The sequence below is a fragment of the Psychrobacter sp. CX5 genome, from assembly GCF_057621535.2.
Window position 1 is genome coordinate 713,551 of sequence record NZ_CM177735.1, and the last position, 19,626, is coordinate 733,176.

Below are 19,626 nucleotides of genomic sequence, written 5' to 3' on the forward strand. Positions count from 1 at the left end.
TCCTAGCCAGCTGGAGAATAACGATGAATACCAATACCACCACCGCGGTTGATAACCCAAATTCAGCGGGGCCTATTGTGGTCACTGCCCTATATAAGTTCACACGTTTTGATGACTTTGAATCTTACCGTGAGCCTTTACGTCAGACTATGCTTGATAATGCTGTCAAAGGCACGCTACTTATTGCCTCAGAAGGCATTAACGGTACCATCTCGGGCGATCGAGCAGGCATTGATGCAGTATTAGACTATATTCAAAATATTCCTGCCATTGGTCAACTGGAATATAAAGAATCTTTTACCGATACCCAGCCCTTTTTTCGCACCAAAGTAAAACTTAAAAAAGAAATTGTCACCATGGGTGTTGAAGAAATCGACCCCCTTCAGTCCGTGGGGCGCTATGTAAAACCTAAAGAATGGAATGATTTAATCAGTGATCCCGATGTTCTATTAATCGATACCCGTAATGATTATGAGGTTCAAATCGGTAGCTTTAAAAATGCAGTCAACCCGAAAACGGAAACGTTCCGTGAATTTCCAAACTATGTCAAAAATGAACTAGATCCCAATAAGCATAAAAAAGTCGCTATGTTTTGTACCGGTGGCATTCGCTGTGAAAAGTCTACCGCCTACTTACGTGAACAAGGCTTTGATGAGGTCTATCATTTAGAAGGCGGTATCTTAAAATACCTAGAAGAAGTTCCTGTCGAAGAGTCACTATGGGAAGGTGACTGCTTTGTGTTCGATAACCGAGTGGCGGTCAATCACAACCTTGAAAAAAGCAACTACGACCAATGCTATGCCTGCCGAATGCCGATTACTGAGCAAGACAAGCAAGATCCTGCCTATGTCAAAGGCGAGTCATGCCCTCACTGTATCGATAAAGCCACAGAGGAACAACGTGCCCGCTTTCGTGAGCGTCAACGTCAAGTCCAATTGGCAAAGCAGCGTGGTGAAGCCCATATTGGCTCAGAAGTCAAAGAGGTCATTAAGGCGCGTAAACAGCAAAAATTAAAAGCAAAATTGGATCAGAAAAAAGACTAACTTTGTCCTTAGGTCTTGTTATTTTATTTGGTATTTAATACCGTTCAAGGCAATTACCACGATAAATAGCGGTTATGGTTTGATGTTACCGCTAGCCCCGATTGCAGCGGTATCCTGCTGACAACAATGGCGTTGCGGACTGTGGATAGGTAGGGTATCGAGATAACAGGAACCTATCTAGCCACGATAGTCCGCACGCCATTGACGAGGCAGATACAAGTGAAAGCGGGAATAGCTCCAGAATATAGTAAGCACAAAAAGCCCAACCTTTTAAAGGTTGGGCTTTTTACTATTAAATGCTAAGGCTTAAATAATTCGGCCTACTGCTCTACCCACTCGCCATTGCGCCAGTAGACTCCCCAGCGCGTTGCTTTTCCTGTCTTTAAGCTCTCTGAGCCGATGTACTGCTCTTTTTGCTTACGTGACCAGCGTAGAATAGTAGGGTTGCCGTCAGGATCTTCGTCTGGACCATTGAACAAATACTGAAACTTATCTTCCATTTTATCTTTAATGGCTCGTAATTCGGCAAGCTTTGGCGGTCTCGTTTCACGAACTTTAGGAAACTTCGACGCTGCTAAGAACAATCCTGCCGCCCCTTCCCGCAAAATAAAATGATCCTCATGCTTAGTTGACTTAAGCTCTGGCATGTCGATTGGATCCATGCGCGGCGGTGCAGGCTCACCGTTTTTAAGAACTTTGCGGGTATTGTCACATTTATTACACGCAAAGTAAGGACCAAATCGACCTGTTTTTAGTTCCATTTGACCATCACATTTATTACAGTCAATGGTTGGTGCATCCGAGCCTGGTACCTCAAACTTGCCTTCTTCCAGCAAGTAGCCGTCACAGTCCGGATTATTACCACATATGTGCAGCTTTAAGCCGCCATCGACGATATAACCATCCATTGCAGTACTGCATTTAGGGCAGCGCTTCTTCTCCATGAGCTCTTTGACTTCAACGCTATCATCTATCTCGCTGTCATCTAAGTTGGCAAACGCTTCTACGGGCATTAGATTTTTGGTGCCTTTGCAGCGCTCTTTCGGTGGTAAGTTATAGCCCGTACATCCTAAGAAGACGCCCGTGGAGCCATTACGCAGTTGCATCGGTCTGTCACATAAATCACAGTGTACATCGGGCACATCGGTCGGATCATTTGGGCGCATGCCGTCTTTATCTTTAGCATGCTCAAGTTTGACTTTAAAATCACCGTAGAAGTCATCCAATACCGCTTTCCAATCCTGATCGCCCTGAGCCACATGATCCAATTCACCTTCAAGCCCAGCGGTGAAGGTGTAATCCATCAAGTCAGGAAAGCTCTCTGTCAATCGATCAGTGACGATATCGCCCATCTTCTCAGCGTATAGGCGTTTGTTTTCTAATTTAACATAGCCTCTATCTTGAATGGTTGAGATAATCGATGCATAGGTTGAAGGGCGACCAATGCCTTTTTTCTCAAGCTCTTTAACCAAGCTTGCCTCAGTAAAGCGGGCGGGTGGCTTAGTAAAGTGCTGACTGGGATCCAGTTTAATCAGGTTAAGCTCATCTCCCTTTTTGACATCGGGTAATAAGGTCTCATCTGTTTTAGCGGGCGGCATAACCTTGGTAAAACCATCAAAGGTCATTGTGCGACCACGGGCTTTTAGCTCGACATTTCCAGCTTCTACCAAAAGATTAACCGACTTATATTTGGCGGGTAACATCTGACACGCCACAAACTGGCGCCAAATCAGCTCATACAAGCGGATGGCATCACGCTCGACCCCTTTTAGCTGTGTAGACTTTAAGTTGGCATTAGTCGGTCGAATGGCTTCATGCGCCTCTTGCGCATTTTGCTTACTACCGTAAAAATTTGGCTTTTCTGGCAAATATTTCTTACCATAACTGTCTTCAATAAAGCCGCGAACACTAGCCAAAGCATCCCCTGACAAGAAGGTTGAGTCGGTACGCATATAAGTGATATGCCCGGCTTCATATAAACGCTGAGCCAGCATCATTGTCTTTTTGACGGGAAAGCCTAATCGCGTACTGGCCGCTTGTTGCAGAGTTGAGGTGATGAAAGGTGCACCCGGCTTCGACTGGGTCGGTTTTTCCTCACGCTCTTTCACCACATATTTTGCAGGCTTTAAGACCTCCAATACAGCGTCTGTTTGCTCTTTATTGCCAAGCTTTAAGACTTTGCCATTTTGCTTAACGGCTTCTAGACGTATAGGGGTGTCCTTGGCAACCTTAGCATTGTCATTGCCCTTCATAGTAGTATCGGCGAAAATTTGCCAATACTCTTCTGGGATAAAGGCACGAATTTCACGTTCACGCTCTACTACCAGACGGGTCGCTACTGACTGCACTCGCCCTGCAGATAGACCACGTGCTATTTTCTGCCACAACAGTGGCGAGACCATAAAGCCTACTACACGGTCCAGAAAGCGGCGCGCCTGTTGGGCGTTTACTCGATCTATATCTAGCTTACCGGGTTGTTTAAACGCATTTTGTATGGCAGTTTTGGTGATTTCGTTAAATACCACCCGTTGATATTTGCTGTCATCGCCGCCGATAACTTCCCGCAGGTGCCACGCAATGGCCTCCCCTTCTCTATCCAAATCCGTTGCCAGATAGATCTTATCAGCATCTTTTGCTAGAGACTTAAGCTCTTTAATCACTTTGGTTTTGCTGGGCAACACCTCATACACCGCTTTCCAACCATGCTCAGGGTCAATACCCATTCTACGAACTAGGGCTTGTTGCGCTTTTTCTTCTTTACTCAAAGTATCATCTGCTTTGGTCGCTTTTTTCTTTGCACCACTACTGGTAGGTAGATCTCGCACATGACCAATACTTGAGCGGACAATAAAATCATTGCCAAGATATTTATTAATCGTTTTTGCTTTTGCAGGAGATTCCACAATGACCAGGGATTTACCTTTGGCACTGGCAGGGGCTCTGCTTGTTGCTTTTTTACTGGTGGTTTTTACCATTGATATTACAGTCCTAATTTAACTTTCTTATAAAATATTTTTTTAATAATATGATTTAAGCTTGATATGGGCTTATTCTGTGCAATTTACAAGACCCTGATATTTGAGTTGTCTTGAACTTACACTGCTTAACGTTGCGCTGTCAACCAAGTTTTTCAAGTTATTGCCTTGACGGGCAAGCTATATTAAAAATTTTACACACTTAATGTGATGATTTTGTAGCCACTATTTCTGCCCAGTCCGCCATTCTTGTTTTTAAAGCCAGCAAGTCAGGCTCTATCTGACGTTGATCGTAATGTGGATTGGTATTGGGTTTGACATAACTACTGTCATCCCAAAAGACAACCAAGCTATTGGCCTTTGTGTATACTGCTTTAACAAATGGCGCGATAGTCTCAGGTAAATTAAGGGGCTCACGATCCAAATTAAAATTAACCCTACTGTTTAAGTCAGTATTATCATGCGTGTCGTTAGTGTAAGTAGAGTTATAAATAGGGTTTTGAGTTTTGGGTATATTTAGTTTTTGGGTTTTCCCTTGCTCAAGATAACTTAAGTTTTGAGTTTCGCTATTTTCGCTACTATTATTGATACCACTTTTAAGACTCGCGTTATGTACACTGCTATTATCTAAATTGCGGAGGTTTGAATCTCTGTCTCCGACATCTTGATTATTGTTAAGAGGTCTTAGTTGACCATCAATAACCTGATATCGCGTTTCCGGCAACTTCATACCGTCTACTATCAAGGCATATTGACCCATCATTCCCTTACCAAATTCATTATTGCGACCACGAATCCAATTAGGACAGGCAATGAGCTTAGGATTAAGTTCTAGCCGGCGCGCTGACATACGAAGCTTATCTAAGCGCACATCTATACCACTAGGCTTTAAAGCCGTGATACTGCCCAAAACGAATAGTCCTATCGCAACTGCTACCCAGATACCCATATATATCCCATTCTTAAATACTGAAACGTTAAATTAGAACGGCATAAGTGTAGTCGGTTTTAAGGCCTATTCATAGCCACTTTTTATAGCTACTGTTTGATAGTTACTTATTAACAGCCACTTTTTGATAGTTGCTCTTTACAGCTAATAATTAATTTGAGTGCATGATTTCATTTTGAGTGTGTACTATCGAGTTACTCATACCAAGTTGAGCTATCTTCTGGTGTCTTCTCAGAGCTTGAGTTGGCTAACTTCTCTAAGCTCACCGGTATAGTCGCATCTGCCAGTACTTCCTCATACTTACTAGCAACTTTTGGCATTAATGCATCCATGATAGGTTGCCATTGAGCTTGTATATCTCGATAGCGTTTTTGACTGTGATCAAAAATACTAAGTCCCTCTTCGGCAAGCTGTGGATATAAGCTTCTTTCACTCAACCAAGCCAAAGGCTGTTGTCCTATTTCTTCAAAAAAAGTTTGTAAGGTTTGATTGTTGCTATTTTGGGGGCGAATGCGATTGGCAATCAAATGAATATCAACTTTGCCTTTACGAATGCGCTTGATATCTTGAATAGAGTTTAAAAACTGTTTGGTGCTATCAGCATCGAATATAGATGGCAATACAGGAATTAAAATCGCTTTTGCCTCACTGATTAAAGATTCAGCACGCTTGGCACTCACTGAGCCGGGTGCATCAATTATTAACCAATCTTTTTTACCTAAGTTTTTTGCTGCTTTTTTTGGCAAATCTCCGATATCATCTTCATCACGCCAGTCGACGGCGTAGATTTTTGCCGCCGAATCAGGCCTAATCTTTAACCAACGCAAACTTGACTTCTGTGGGTCTGCATCGGCTAATGCTACCGTTTGACCTTGATTCGCTAAAGCTGAAGCCAGTGTGATCGCTACTGAACTTTTACCACAGCCCCCTTTTTGATTTGCTATTAATACTGTTTTCATGTCTATCGCCTACAAAGTTGTCATTAAAATCAATAATTTACCAGTTTAGATATCATAACCCAATAAATTTAATATAAATATCTGTCTTATCGTTTTATAAAACATTAAAATAGAGTCTAAACCCTAGATAAAGCCGCTATTTCACTATTGTACAATCAATACTACCCTGTATTAAATAGTAGGAGCAAGCCATGAGATTGTTACCGTTCACTTTTGCCAGTAGTATCCTATCTGTCAGTATGCTGATGCTCTCAGGGTGTGTCACTACTCCATCATTAACCCCTGAACAATGCCAAGCCGCTAATTGGAAAGATATAGGCTATGCTGATGGCACAGTTGGACGCTCTGGCGCCTACTTTGGTACTCATGTTGATAATTGTGCACCACTTACTGGTAACACGCCAAACCGTGAGCTTTGGGAAGCAGGTCGGCAAGAGGGATTAAAAGAGTTTTGTACTGAGCTCAATGCCTATAAGCTTGGTAGAGAAGGCTTTGCTTGGCAACCCGTCTGCCCCATAGAAGGTATTGAGAAGCTTGAAGAAGCTTACAATCAGGGGCGCTTTTACTATTTACGTCAACGTGATTTAGACTATCTTAGCACTCCGTATCCTTGGGGATATGGTCACTATGGATATGGTCCACGATACTGGCACTCCCCTTTTTGGCCGCGCAGATGGTAATACAGTCTGATAGTCTGAAAGTCAGCTAATATTTATCGCTCAACCTTATTAGCAGATTGAGCATTTTCAGACTCAACATTTTAAAACTCAGCATTTTCAGACTCAGCCGTTTTGTTAATACCATTGTATTAAATACTAAGTATTAAGCCGTTAGGTGGCATGATCAAGATTTAAATCCTTATCGACTCGATAAACCAACAGTGTACCCAAACACATCAATATCGCCATAGTGGCTCCTAGCTTAAAAACTGGGTTTACAGGAAAAAGATTAAGCAGCACCCCGCCAAATATACCGACGCAAAACATTAATGACCCTTGCAACGCACTCGCCATACCAGCGCGATGCTTTTGAAATGCCAATGCAATCGCAGAAGCATTCGGTTGGGTCAATCCTAATCCTGCAATACAAAAGAAAATGCAAGCAAGCACAAAAGGTAAGTAGGCGTCAGCACCATAAATCACGCCTAACAATAACAAACAAATTGCCGATATAGCTTGCATCGCTGCACCAAAGCGTAATAGGGATATCAGCCGATATCGGTTGGTTAAATACTGGTTTAACTGAGTCAGACCAATAAATCCTGCCGCGTTTGTGCCAAACACAATACTAAATTGACTTTCGCTTAAACCATAACCGTCCATTAATAGCTCAGGAGCAGCACTAATATAAACAAACATTGACCCCATTAATAAGCCTGCACCTATAGCCGGATAGCCAAATGAGGGATCTTTTAAAAGGTCTATATATTGGCTAATGATGGTATTAAAGGGTCGGTGACTACGGTTTTCATCGGTCAACGTTTCTTTAAAAAAGAACTTCGTCAATACTAAATTTAGGACAGCGAACCCCGCCAAAAACCAGAAAATAGCGTGCCAGCTAAAAAAATGTAAGAAAGCGGCACCTAAAGACGGCGCTAAGATAGGGGCCAATCCCATGACCAATACCATAATTGAGAAGGCCTTTGCCATTTGTTTGGGCGGCAAGACGTCTCGAATGGCCGCGCGGGTTACCACTGCTCCCACACAAGCGCCTAACGCTTGCAGGGTGCGGGCCGCAAATAAAATATACTCGTTTTGAGTCGTGGCACATATGATTGAAGCAATAACGTAGACGATCATACCAAAATATAAGGGCTTGACACGACCAATCCTATCGCTTAATGGCCCATAGACCAGTTGACCAAATACCAAACCGACAAAATAAGCAGGTACTGAGTTTGACATTGCTGCCGTACTGATACCAAAATCATCTGCCATAGTAGGTATGGCAGGTAAATACATATCAATGGATAGCGGACCGATGGCAACAATCAGACCCAGCATCATAATCCATGCGGTGGGCATTTTAGGAGATGAGTGGTGCATATTATTATTTGACATAAAAATACGTTGACCTAATAAAGTAGGCTAAAAGGCTAAATATAACTAAAGACTCAATTACAGGTTAAATAAAACAAAATACCCAGTTAGATACTACGGATTCTAACATGAGTTTATTTAGGGTTCTGTTTATATAAGGTTCTGTTATTATAAGTTTTCTAGTAATTGGAAGGTGTCCTACTATATAAACATGCCACCACCTTATTAACTTATCAGCAGATCTTAATGCTTCCCTTATTTAAACTGCCGTTTTAAAAACTCAACACTGCTGTCTTTCGCTTTTTTAATAGCCTGTTTACGGTTCTTGCCACCTGCCATTAGTTTCAGTTGCCATATTTTTTCAAAATATAACGCACAAGCATTTTGTTGGGTCATACGATTTATCACCCGCTTGCTTGCTAGTACAGCATCTGGCGAACGACTGGCGATTTCCTGCGCCAATGACTGAGCACGCTCATAAGGTTGGTCATCGACATGGCTCACTAACCCTAACTGTTTAGCTTCCTCTGCCTTAACTAACCGTGCCGTCATGGTCAACTCTTTGAGCGTATCCACTGGTATTAGCTGTAAGGCGGACTGGGTTAAGCCCATATCAGGCACCAGACCCCACTTGGTCTCCATAATCGAGAACTGGCAATTAGAATCGGTAATCCGAAAATCACACGCCAGCGCAAGTTGCATACCAGCACCAATGCAATATCCGTGGGTGACAGCAATCACTGGCATGGGCACCTTGCGCCAGATCAAACATACGCGCTGGAATATACTTTGCGTTGGTTTTAACAGTTCAACCACGCCCATAACCGCATTTTTAGGATTATTTAAATCTCCCAAGTCTATACCCGCACAGAACACATCCCCTGCTCCCCTAATAATAACCGCCTGTATTTCTCTGTCTTTTTTGAGATGACTAGCGACCTCTATCAGCTCTCTCATCATCAAAAAGCTCATGGCATTTTTTTTATTAGGACGATTTAGAGTTATTGTTAGAATATTGTTGTGCTCATTTAGTTCAAGCAGTTGATAGGTTTTTGTTAGGACTGCTGACATAAAAGCCTCGCTATATATTATTTTTATAGAGTTTAAAAATGTATTAACATCATTTTAAAACGTGTGAATGACAGTGTTTGTAATGGTGGTGTTTATAATGGCAGTGTTCATATCGAAAGCATGACTTTACTATCAATAATAGGGACTAAATCATTTTCCAAGTCATATCGTTTTCGCTTAGCATACCCTCTTCTAGTGACTTTTTTTGCTCTGAAATATGAGCCTCTAAATCGAGAGACTCCAGAGATTGTAAGCTTGAAATTAACGCCATATAATGCTCTTCTAACATACTAAATTGGCTCGGTGTCGTGTGTTGAACATTGAGCAAACACTTGTCCTCAAGATTTTGACTGGCTTCACGGATTTGGGGAACACCCGAATAACGACTCGCCCCTAGTACTCGATGAGCGACTTGTGCTAATTGTTCTCGATCTCGTGCTTCCCATGCATGCTCTAGCGCTTTTATTTCATCTGGAACTGAATGCTGCATCATGTGTAGAAGCTGTTTGGCAAGCTCTGGCTTGTTTGCTGAGCGTACAAGGGCATCTCGCCAATCTACTATGGGTATATTGTCCTCTTTAACGTCATTTTCATTATTATTAGCAATATTAGCAATATTGTCATTATTAGCATTATCGGAATTCGCGTCGAGCAGTCTCAGACTGGTAGACGACTGGCTTGAGGTGTTAAAGTCCTCTGTCGTAAACTGTTTTTGAGACTCATTATAATCCCTCATTAAGGCAACAGGTGCATCACCCCCACGCCCAAGCCAACGCTGCAAAATCTGCAACAGCTGCGGTCGACTAATAGGTTTTCCAACATAATCATCGATACCAGCGGCAATGAGCTTATCTTTGCCATCTGCTAGACCATGAGCCGTTAGCGCTATAATAGGTATTTTTTTATAGGCGTCTTGATATTTATTGGCATCTGCTTCTAGCTGACGAATTTTCTTAGCAGCTTCATCGCCGGACATGCGCGGCATTTGTACATCCATAAAGATTAAGTCAATTGTCTCATCTTTGTTGACCTTATTTTTGTCTTTATGCTTAACGTCACTTGTCGATGCAACCACGTTTGTATCAAACGCTACGTTAACTTGTTTGTCAGCCTCGCCCTGTTCATCGACACCTTGTTCATCTACCCATTGCCCATCAACCCCTTCAGTTTCGTCATTATCAGCACTCTGGAGCATTAATTGTTTACTGATAATATCCACAGCATCATAACCACTCCCCGCTGTAATAACTTTAATACCAAGCTCACTTAGTAACGCATCTAACACCAAAAGATTGGGAAGATGATCGTCAACGGCTAATATAGTCACTCCTTGCCACGTTGGCGGTGCTACCATGGTCGAGACATTGGTCGTTCGGGTATCTAGCATTCGATAAAGCTGGCGTTTATCCAGTGGTTGGTATAAGCCAATGGCTTTATAGCGCTGTAGTAGATTGGTATCTAAAGCAACCTGATAACCATAAACCGCAAGCTTTCCTTGATAGTGTAAGCGTATTTGTTTAAGCAGCGCTACCTTGTCTTCATGCGCATCACTCTCGCCACTATCAATGACCACCCAGTCCCACCGATTGCCTTCTTCTTTAAGCTTTTCAAGTGCTCCTGCTAAAGAGCGTACCATAGTGACTGTAATACCTAAGGGCCTGACTGCTGCCTGAAATACCTGCATACTTGCTGCATGGTTTATCCATACCAGCATATCAAAGGGTTTATCATCGTCATTCTGTGACTTTGCAAAAGGACGCAAAATTGGCAACTGCATAGGATCGTCATTATCCATTGACTCAAAATTGCTACCAAATTCAGTATCAGAGGACGCATCCACTTCAACATGCGATGGTATCGTAAACCAAAAGGTAACCCCTGATCTTACGGATGTTTTATTGACGGTAGGGTTTTGTATTGCTGACTCTGATAAGACAAGCTGACCATTAGAGTTACTATTCTCATTGTCATAAAAGCCAATTTTCCCGCCCATCAATCGAGTGAGTTGTTTACAAATCACAAGCCCCAAACCTGTGCCACCATATTGGCGAGTAATGGACGGATCACCTTGACTAAAGCTTTCAAATAATTGAGTTTTGGCTTTTTCAGATATGCCTTGCCCCGTGTCCTGAATAGCAATATGAATCATATCTATTGATGTGATTTCAGCTCTGTTATTGACATTCTGTTGAGTCACAGGGCTGTCATCAACCTCATCAATGCCCACTCGGACTACTACCTCGCCGACATCGGTGAATTTGATGGCATTTCCGACCAGATTGGTAAGAACTTGTTTGACTCGTAGCGCATCGCCAATGATCGTATCAGGCACATCGTTATAGTACAGTACTGCCATCCGCAGCCCTTTTTCGGCAGCCAAGGGTGACAACATATCCATCACATCGTAGATGGCAGAATACAAGTTAAACTCATGCTTATCCAGCACCAACTTACCGGCTTCAATTTTAGAAAAGTCCAAGACATCATTGACCAATGCCAAAAGATGCGCCGATGATTTACGTATGGTTTGGACGTATAAGTCCTGTTCCGCTGTTAGATCGCCATGACGTGCCAACAAGTTGATAAAGCCATCTATACTGTTTAGCGGTGTCCGCAGCTCATGACTAATATTGGCTAAAAAGGCAGATTTGGCTTGGCTACTAGATATGGCTTGATCACGGGCCTCTCGAATAAAAATATTTTGCATTTCCATTTCATCGAAGGCATCGCGTAAATCTTCTTCTGTTTGATCAGAATAGTCTTTAAGCTCTTGAAACTCGCTGTATAATCGGCGCAGTGTCTTTACCAAGTCTTGTTGCAGTTGATTAAGCTCTCCACTTGAGTCGGTATTCACAGGCAAATACATATTCTCAGGGTTAATTTGCTGTAAATGCAGTCGCAAATCATAGATTGGCGCAATCCAGCGCTTCGCATAAATATTTAGACTAAGCAGTAGCACGAGTAAGGTAAATAAACCTGTGACACCCAAGCCCAACCATACTTTTAAGCGAGAAATGGTTAAGGGTTCATTATCCATATCGACAAATAGCCAATAATTAATACCTTGATACTCACCCAGCAAGTGACCATAGGCGGTCCCTTCACTAGTCGGTATTCCCGAGATAAAACCTTGTTCTTCATCCATTTGGTGAATGTTCATCTCTATCCATGGCATAGCCGTCTGCCCCCCAGACGAGGCCAGAACCTTTCCTTGCTCATCCAAGATAGCCACTCGTTGAATATGCTGGCTATTATTCATAGAAGACAAAATATAGCTGATGCGCTTTTGTACATCATCTAAAGACTGTAGTTGCTCTTCAATGATGGGTTTATCCACTAAGACTTCAGTATTGATGAGATTGCCCGTAGTGATCATATCGGCCACATCTTCTACAGAGGCGTCGCGATGTCTTGAGGGGGTTGTGTTTGAAATTATGGGCGTTTTTATAGGCGTTTCTTCGGATGCAGACGTATTTGTGTCTTTACGCTTAGCCTCCAATACAGTTGGATCAGTTAAGATAACCGGCAGTAGCTGCTTTACCATTGGCTCATAGCGTATCAAAGCTGCTGTCGCTAAGGTACGCTGCTCAGACTCGATGGACTTACTGGACTCTTTCTCTACTAAATAGGCGCCCACAGCTGCCAGCAATACGATCGGTAAAAATACCAATAGTATTAATTGCGCATAAGCACTGTTAAAAACGAGTGTTCTTTTTCTCATCGTTTATAAACTTCTTTTGAGGTAAATAATCTTAAGTATCGATTCACAAAACTTGGATAAAATGACAAGGTCACGAACTATTAACCTCTCATTCAATTAATGTGTTATTCCATTAATCTACATTGTCATTGAGTGTAACAGGTTTTCAACGTATTGCAGATAACCAGTTGCTGTTCAAAATGTTATAATTCCTAACCTTTATAACTTAACCTTTAGAATCATACAACACACTTTGGCTAAAATTTACCAATAGATGTACTGAGAAACTCCTATGTCAAATTCAACACACTCCGTCAACTTTATTGATCAAGTCACCACGTTATCTGATTGCGTTGGCAATACGCCGCTTGTCTCTTTACAACGCTTGCCTCAGCTTGAAGGCGTTAGTAACCAAGTCCAAGTGCTGGCCAAAATTGAAGGCAATAATCCGGCAAGCTCAGTTAAAGATCGTCCTGCTTTTAATATGGTTTTGCAAGCTGAAAAAAGGGGCGATATTAAACCAGGTGATACCCTAATTGAGGCAACTAGTGGCAATACAGGTATTGCATTGGCGATGGTTGCTGCCATGCGCGACTATAAAATGATTTTGATCATGCCCGCTAAGTCTACTCAAGAACGTAAGGACGCTATGGCAGCCTATGGCGCAACTTTAATTGAGGTTGAAGGAGGTATTGAAGACGCCCGTGATCTTGCTTTACAAATGCAAGCCGAAGGAAAAGGTCTGGTGCTCAACCAATTTTCAAATCCGGACAACTCCGCTGCTCATTACGCCACAACTGGCCCTGAAATATGGCGTCAAACCGGGGGACGTATTACCCACTTTGTGAGCTCAATGGGTACCACGGGTACGATTTCAGGGACTGGTAAATATCTAAAAGAGCAAAATCCAGACATTCAAGTCATTGGCTTACAACCGGATGATGAGTCCTCTATTGCGGGTATTCGCCGCTGGCCTGAAGCATATAGACCAGAAATATACGATGCCAGCGTCATCGACCGAGTGATAGATATTAACCAACATACCGCCGAAGTGTATATGCGTAAACTGGCGCGAACCGAAGGTATATTGGCTGGCGTATCCTCTGGCGCAGCAACTTGGGCAGCCATTCAGATTGCCAAAGAGATCTCTGAGAGCCAATCTGATGCTATTATCGCATTTATTGTCTGTGATCGTGGTGACCGTTATTTATCGACGGGTCTGTTTACTGCTGAGTAATCTTAAACACAATGTAACTCATTACCTTAAGTTCAGCACCTTAATATAATGTGCTCAGTACAATGAACTTAGTACAATGAGCTTAGTATAAAAACTTTAGTATAATTCTTATCAGACTCAGTAGATACGCTATGACCGATTTTTCTAGTACGCCTGTTATGGTTTTTGATATTGAAACCGTGCCCGATATTGAAGGCGCCCGACGGGTGTATCCGCAACTTGCAAAGCTTAACGATGATGACACCCTAACTGCCTTAACCAGCTTGCGGGTACAAGAAGCCGGACATGACTTCATGCGTCTACCCTTACAGCGCATCGTCTGTATCTCAGTATTTTATATCAAGGATGGACAGTTCTCACTGTTTTCATTATCCAACGAAACAATGAGCGAAAAAGAAATAATAGCGACCTTTTTCCGCGCATTTAAAGACTTAGAGCACCTGCCTCAGATCGTCAGTTGGAATGGTTCTGGCTTTGATATCCCTGTGCTTATTTATCGGGCTATGCAATATGATGTAAGCGTTCCTTTACTATTTGAAGAAGGGAGTCGAATTAACAACATGCGTTATAACAATTACGTCAACCGATTCCAAGACCGTCACCTTGATTTGATGGATAGATTTAGTCAATATGGCGCCAGTCGTCGTGAAGCCATGACTATTGTCGCCAGCCTCTATGGGCTGCCAGGGAAAATGGACGTTGATGGAAGTGATGTTGCAGATATGGTGGCTCAGAAACAGTGGCAAGATTTAACCCGCTACTGCGAGTCTGATGTCATCAATACGTGGCTTATTTATTTACGCTGGCTACGCTTGATCGGCACATTAACTACTGAAAACTTTGATATGTGGCAAACAGAGACTCGACGCTTTTTACTGTCCAAACTTGAAAAAGATGGCAGTGTGCGCCATCAAGAGTTTTTGGAGTGTTGGCATTAGAGTCTTTAAACACTTAACTCTTATACTGTTATTATTTTAGCAAGTCTTACCTATCACACTGTCATAAGAATAAGGGTATGACATACTCGCAATTCGAGACAAGGGTTTATGTGTTAAAATCCATACCCAAACTTATATCTCATGACCTATACCTTATGACCTATACCTTATGACTTATACCTCATTTTTTAGACCTTTCATCAGCACCTTTATTAACATCTTAAATAAATAGGCAGGTTTATGCAGCCCACCGATAACGTTTCACACAATAATAGTGAACCTACTAAAGCTAATAGCAACGCTAATGGCAAAGATAATCATACCTCTTTAGCCACCGCACCAAGTAAAAAGCTGTCTAAACCTAGCTCACGTGTACGTCGCCGCTTAAAAGATACGCCGCCAATAGCATTTAAGATTGATGGTCTGTCTCATGATGGACGTGGTGTGGCTGTGTATGGCAATGAGTTTGGCGTTGACGAAGGTCACAATGAGGACAAACATGGTAAAAAAGTCTTTGTTAGCTTTGCACTCCCTAATGAGTCCGTGAATGTCCGTCTAACTAACAGTCGTAAAAGCTTCGAGGAAGGGGACGCCGTTGAGCTTATTGCCAATGCGCATCCGGAGCGTCAAACCCCTCCCTGCCCACATTTCGGAACTTGTGGGGGCTGTAGCTTGCAGCATTGGCAACCTGAAGGTCAAATTGCTTTTAAGCAAACCGTACTTGCAGAGCTGCTAGAGCATCAAGCCAATGTGCAACCTGAGAACTGGCTTGAACCTGTGGTAGCGGATCGCCTAGGATATCGAACCAAAGCCCGAATGGGAGTACGTTATGTTGCCAAAAAAGAAACAGCGTTAGTGGGCTTTCGTGAGCGAAATAGTAACTTCTTAGCCGAGCTAAATGAATGTCATATTTTAGATGAGCGTATTGGTTTTGAACTTGAAAACTTAAAACAATTGATAAGTTCTCTAGAGGCGCGTTCACATATTGCTCAGATTGAGTTGGCTATGGGCGAATTACTACCTCATCTTGCAGATGGAGATCAGCCAGTTGCCCTAATATTACGCCATCTTGAGCCACTCTCTGACGATGATATTGACAAACTAAAAGAATTTTTTAAAGCGCGTCATTGGCAGCTATATTTACAGTCGAAAGGTCCTGACAGCATTAAGCGTATTGCATTACATGAGGGGGACGATATCAGCGAGCAGTTTGGTCGACTGTACTATCAACTGCCAGAATTTGGTTTGACCTATGAGTTTATTCCGACCGACTTTACCCAGGTTAATCTATCTGTTAACCGTAAAATGACTAAATTGGCATGTGATTTGCTTGACCTTAAGGCTGGTGAACGTGTTCTAGATTTGTTCAGTGGTTTAGGCAACTTCAGCTTGCCTTTAGCTCGTCTTGTCGGCGGAGAAGATGGTACGCAAGGTCTGGCTATTGGGGTTGAAGGTTCTGATGCTATGACAGCTCGCGCCGCTGACAATGCCAAGCGTAACGGCATTTCCAATACCGAGTTTTATAATCAAGACTTGACGCAAGACTTTAGTGATCAGCCATGGGCACAACAAGGGTTTGATGCAATTTTGATTGACCCCCCACGCTCAGGGGCTTGGGAGGTTATGCAGTATTTGCCTCGCTTTGATGCCAAACGCATTGTATATGTGTCTTGCAATCCTGCCACATTAGCACGTGATACTAAGGCGCTTATTGAGCAAGGTTATCGATTAACAGATGCGGGAGTTATGGATATGTTCTGCCATACTGGTCATGTTGAATCTATAGCCCGTTTTGAAAAAATCGAAACCATTTAGTATGACTTGATGATTAGAGCAGTGATTCACTCTATGAGACTTTAGGGATTTTTTTTAAATATTATCAAGATAACCAACTTCTTAGTATTATTTATGTAATAAGAGAACTTAAGTCAGCAAAAGCTATAGTTTACAACTGTTCACAGATATTATATTGACATAAATTTTATTGAAAAGATAATACTAATACAGAGTTTAGTTATTATAATAACACTGTGATTGAATTACCTGCAGCTTCTTAATAGATTCAATACAGGTTAAGGGAGGAAAACGTGGTAAAAGTTCGTGAAGGGTTGCCACTTATCGATGGTCAAACAACAACTGAAGATAGTGCCTCCTTAGCAGCGCAGATGATTGCTCAACAGCAACATGGCTACTATAATCCTGCCCGTGTCTCTTTTGGAATGCTTAATGCAGATTTAAAAAAACAGTTAGCGACCACAAAGCTGACCACAGCAATGGATCGCTCGATACAGGCAGAATTCTTACCTCTTAACGATGTGTCTTTAGTTGAAAAAGTTCAACTTGATACGTTAACTTTTTCTGAAAGTAAGCTGGGATCAGACGGCTTAACCTCGTCTCTTCATCTTAATCATAATGAATCAGATAACAAATACTCATCTAATACCGATGAGAACAATACTGCCCTAGCCGATAATACCCTTATCGACCTACCCGCCTGGTTAAAAGCTGTTGCTAATCGAGTTAATCTACCTGACTTACCTGATTTAGCTAAAGCATGTGATCTAATCGGCACTAAGTCAAGCTCGGATGAAGAAGGGAGCCGCTCAAGTGCGTTTATGACCGGTATTGGTATGGCAGATATCTTAACCTATCTCTATCAAGATGAAGACGCCTTAACCGCCGCAATGCTTTACCGTGCTGCTCGAACTAATCTTATTCCTCATGACCGTATTCATGACGTTTTTGGTGAAGAAGTAGCTACTCTTGTTAAAGACGCTCTAGCAATGGGACAGCTTTCTGAAACGATCGAAAGTAATAAGCGACTAGAAGATCATTTTGTGAATAATCAGCGCGAGCAGCTGTCCAACATCTACAGCATGCTAATCTCTATGACCAACGATGTGCGTGTGGTGCTCATCAAGCTTGCAGAACGTACCTTTGCTATGCGTGAGCTGTCTTATGCCAGCGAGGAGCGTAGGAAACGCGTGGCTCGTGAGGTCATGACGATTTATGCGCCGCTTGCACACCGCTTGGGTATTGCCCAGATAAAATGGGAATTAGAAGATCTGGCATTCCGCTATTTGGCGCCGGATCGTTATAAAGAAATTGCTAAGCTGTTGTCTGAAAAAAGAAGCGAGCGCGAAGAGTATATAGAGCGTGTCCGTGCCCAGCTCGAAGCATGCTTAAAAGAGGCCGGTATTAAAGGCGAGGTATCTGGACGCGTCAAGCATATCTATTCTATTTATCGTAAAATGAAACTCAAAGGCCTGTCTTTTGATCAACTTTATGATATTCGTGCTTTAAGGGTATTGGTCGATACTCAACCAGAATGTTATCACACGTTAGGTCTCGTTCATGGCTTATGGCGACATATTCCTGAACAGTTTGATGATTATATAACCAATCCAAAATCTAACGGCTATCGATCTTTACACACGGCTGTTATTGCAGAAAATAAATCCTTAGAAATTCAAATTCGTACCCATCAAATGCACTTTGAAGCTGAGCTGGGTATGTGTGCCCATGTCAATTACAAAGAAGGTGGTAAGAATAAACAAGATGCTTATTTGAACCAAAAAATCAGCTCTTTACGTCAGTTACTCCTCACAGGTAGCGATACAACGAATAAAAACTTAGTGGCGACTGGATTGGTTGATGGCTTTGATCAAGAGCTTGATGAAGAGGAACAATTGGTCGACTTTGGTGAACTTGAGCACATCTATATTTTCAGCCGTGATGGCGATATCACTGAGTTACCCAAAGGGGCTACGGTTCTTGATTTTGCCTACTACGTTCATACCCAAGTTGGTAATCGCGCGCAAGCAGCAAGGGTCAATCAGCGCTATGTGCCACTTACCTATCAACTTAAAACAGGTGAGCAAGTTGAAATCATTACCAAATCTTCTCGCGAACCCAATCGTGATTGGCTCGTTCCTTCTTTAGGCTATATTCAAACTTCTCGAGCACGCTCTAAATTACGTCAATGGTTCAATAAACAAGATCGCGATAAGAACCTAGAGATTGGGAAGCAGATGCTCGCTAAAGAGTTGACTCGTTTGGCCGTTCATCCCAATAGCATCAGTCTCAAAGACTACGTGAAACACTTTAATGTAAATAGTCCTGATGATATTTTAGTGGGTCTTGTGACGGGTGATATTGGTATTCACCAATTAACTGGACACATCTCTCGTGAGCTTGATCTCGTTACCGATAAAGAAGAGCAAGAGCACGTTCCAATCGTCCATCACAAATCTACAGACAGGGTAGAGGCTCTAAAAGTTCATATTGATGGGCTTGACAACATTGAAACTCGTTTCGCAAACTGTTGTCAGCCCGTCTACGGTGAGCCTATCGCTGGGTTTATTACGCAAAGCAGTGGCGTATCTATTCACAATCGAGGCTGCGCTGAATATGCCCGATTGATAGAACGTGAACCTGAGCGTCAAATCTCAGCATCTTGGATATCACAGCGCGCCAGTTATCAGCCAGTTGAAATAATAATCGAATCTTATGATAGAAGAGGATTGCTACGCGATTTAACCCAAGTTATAGACAAAGAAGATGTCAATATTCGCGGTGTCGATACCAATAGTGATGATGATAACGTAGCACATCTAAAGTTTCGTTTAGAGGTGACAGGGTTATCTCAGTTATCTAAGCTACTGGCTAAGCTAGAGCAGCAGCCAGGTGTAATACATGCGAGAAGAGCTGTCTAA

12 protein-coding genes are annotated in these 19,626 nt (G+C 42.4%); 6 read left to right on the plus strand and 6 right to left on the minus strand.

Going from position 1 to position 19,626, the window contains the following annotated elements:
• Window positions 1-23 precede the first annotated feature (23 nt).
• On the plus strand, window positions 24-1,043 hold the full coding sequence (gene trhO / locus AC21OG_RS02725; RefSeq protein WP_487377264.1) for an oxygen-dependent tRNA uridine(34) hydroxylase TrhO: 1,020 nt from the start codon (window positions 24-26) through the stop codon (window positions 1,041-1,043).
• A gap of 320 nt (window positions 1,044-1,363) precedes the next feature.
• On the opposite strand, the gene topA is transcribed toward trhO, so the two are convergent.
• From topA to AC21OG_RS02740, 3 genes are all read right to left on the minus strand, one after another.
• A complete protein-coding gene (topA, locus tag AC21OG_RS02730) occupies window positions 1,364-4,018 on the minus strand; it encodes a type I DNA topoisomerase (protein ID WP_487377262.1) in 2,655 nt (884 codons plus the stop codon).
• Between the two features lie 202 nt (window positions 4,019-4,220).
• Entirely contained in the window at window positions 4,221-4,967 is a 747-nt protein-coding gene (locus tag AC21OG_RS02735; RefSeq protein ID WP_487377261.1) for a hypothetical protein, read from the minus strand.
• A 194-nt stretch (window positions 4,968-5,161) separates the two neighbouring features.
• A complete protein-coding gene (locus AC21OG_RS02740; RefSeq protein WP_487377260.1) occupies window positions 5,162-5,926 on the minus strand; it encodes a ParA family protein in 765 nt (254 codons plus the stop codon).
• 191 nt (window positions 5,927-6,117) lie between these two features.
• Between AC21OG_RS02740 and AC21OG_RS02745 the strand changes: the two genes are divergently transcribed.
• On the plus strand, window positions 6,118-6,606 hold the full coding sequence (locus tag AC21OG_RS02745; protein ID WP_487377259.1) for a DUF2799 domain-containing protein: 489 nt from the start codon (window positions 6,118-6,120) through the stop codon (window positions 6,604-6,606).
• A 150-nt stretch (window positions 6,607-6,756) separates the two neighbouring features.
• On the opposite strand, the gene AC21OG_RS02750 is transcribed toward AC21OG_RS02745, so the two are convergent.
• From AC21OG_RS02750 to AC21OG_RS02760, 3 genes are all read right to left on the minus strand, one after another.
• Complete coding sequence (locus AC21OG_RS02750; RefSeq protein ID WP_486546066.1) at window positions 6,757-7,986, minus strand: multidrug effflux MFS transporter; 1,230 nt, start codon at window positions 7,984-7,986, stop codon at window positions 6,757-6,759.
• A 234-nt stretch (window positions 7,987-8,220) separates the two neighbouring features.
• Window positions 8,221-9,036 carry a crotonase/enoyl-CoA hydratase family protein gene (locus tag AC21OG_RS02755; RefSeq protein WP_487377258.1) on the minus strand — a complete coding sequence of 272 codons (816 nt, stop codon included), beginning with the start codon at window positions 9,034-9,036 and terminating at the stop codon, window positions 8,221-8,223.
• 145 nt (window positions 9,037-9,181) lie between these two features.
• Window positions 9,182-12,757, minus strand: a complete 3,576-nt coding sequence (locus AC21OG_RS02760) for a histidine kinase dimerization/phospho-acceptor domain-containing protein (RefSeq protein ID WP_487377256.1) — start codon at window positions 12,755-12,757, stop codon at window positions 9,182-9,184.
• A 271-nt stretch (window positions 12,758-13,028) separates the two neighbouring features.
• Here AC21OG_RS02760 and cysM point away from each other — a divergent pair, with 271 nt between their 5' ends.
• The 4 genes from cysM (at window position 13,029) to AC21OG_RS02780 (ending at window position 19,626) form a co-directional block, all read left to right on the plus strand.
• The gene (gene cysM, locus AC21OG_RS02765; RefSeq protein WP_487377255.1) at window positions 13,029-13,973 is read left to right on the plus strand and encodes a cysteine synthase CysM; all 945 of its coding nucleotides are present in this window, start codon (window positions 13,029-13,031) and stop codon (window positions 13,971-13,973) included.
• Window positions 13,974-14,104: 131 nt separating this feature from the next.
• The gene (locus AC21OG_RS02770) at window positions 14,105-14,911 is read left to right on the plus strand and encodes a 3'-5' exonuclease (protein WP_487377254.1); all 807 of its coding nucleotides are present in this window, start codon (window positions 14,105-14,107) and stop codon (window positions 14,909-14,911) included.
• Between the two features lie 240 nt (window positions 14,912-15,151).
• A complete protein-coding gene (gene rlmD, locus AC21OG_RS02775) occupies window positions 15,152-16,726 on the plus strand; it encodes a 23S rRNA (uracil(1939)-C(5))-methyltransferase RlmD (RefSeq protein ID WP_487377253.1) in 1,575 nt (524 codons plus the stop codon).
• Between the two features lie 272 nt (window positions 16,727-16,998).
• Window positions 16,999-19,626, plus strand: a complete 2,628-nt coding sequence (locus tag AC21OG_RS02780) for a RelA/SpoT family protein (RefSeq protein WP_487377252.1) — start codon at window positions 16,999-17,001, stop codon at window positions 19,624-19,626.